The sequence below is a fragment of the Parabacteroides distasonis genome (assembly GCF_004793765.1).
GTDB lineage: Bacteria > Bacteroidota > Bacteroidia > Bacteroidales > Tannerellaceae > Parabacteroides > Parabacteroides distasonis_A.
This window is the reverse complement of the sequence record NZ_SRYM01000132.1, coordinates 1-994: the sequence shown is the minus strand read 5'-3', so window position 1 is coordinate 994 and position 994 is coordinate 1. Positions and strand designations below refer to the sequence as shown.

Below are 994 nucleotides of genomic sequence, written 5' to 3'. Positions count from 1 at the left end.
TCATCGCACTGGCAAAGGAACTCTATTGTTCAGACAGCTTGCCATACCTTTTAAACCGGATAGCGGAACAGACACCGCACATCCGTCCGATCAGTTTTTCTTTTCCCCAGCGTAGGAAAGAACCGAGTTTCCAGCATTTGGAAGTCCGTGACCTTACCCATCCGGCATTGCTCCGTTACTTGCAGGGACGGGGTATCAATATCGAACTGGCAAAAAGAGAATGTAAGGAACTCCATTTTACCAATAACGGCAGACCGTTCTTCGCTATCGGTTTCCCGAACATGACAGGAGGTTATGAGGTGCGCAACTCTTTTTTCAAAGGCTGCATCGCCCCGAAAGACATCACCCATATACGGCAGCAGGGAGAGCCGAGAGAGAAATGTCTGGTGTTCGAGGGTTTCATGGACTACCTCTCTTTCCTTACGCTCCGCATGAGGAACTGTCCGACCATGCCCGACCTTGACAGGCAGGATTATGTCATTCTTAACTCTACCGCCAATGTGTCGAAAGCCCTTGACGTGATGTCCCTGTATGAACGCATCCACTGTATGCTTGACAATGACAAGGCTGGATATGAAGCGACACGGGATATCGAGTTGGAATACTCCTACCGTGTACGTGACTTCTCACACAATTACAGGGGATATTCGGACTTGAACGATTACCTGTGCGGCAGGAAGCAGGAACAGAAAAACGAAGCCAGCCAAGTGCAGGAAACGAAGCAGGAAACCGGACAACGTGCCGCCCCAAGACAAAAGAGAGGCAGGGGCATTTAATCCGGCAGGACTATCAACGGCTGGCGGTTTATTTGGAGAGCAAGGTTATGTTTCGGTAAACCGAAACTACCTTGCTTTGCTCACCGCAAAGAAAATTTCTCCCGTTGGTCGCAATTTTTAAGACACCATTCAAACGTAAAAAACCATGACGAGTATAAAGGACAAGCCGGGGGGACGTCCGGCAAAGAAACGGATAGAGAAGCAGCAACGGGTTGTCA

At 49.3% G+C, this 994-nt stretch carries 1 protein-coding gene and 1 pseudogene; both read left to right on the top strand.

Translation table 11 applies throughout. From position 1 onward, the window contains the following. Positions 1-776, top strand: a 776-nt coding sequence (locus E5342_RS19030) for a toprim domain-containing protein (RefSeq protein ID WP_135960082.1), incomplete at its 5' end; no start/stop codon positions are given. Between the two features lie 145 nt (positions 777-921). Continuing rightward, positions 922-994 (top strand): annotated as a pseudogene (locus tag E5342_RS19025) (plasmid mobilization relaxosome protein MobC); the annotation flags it as partial.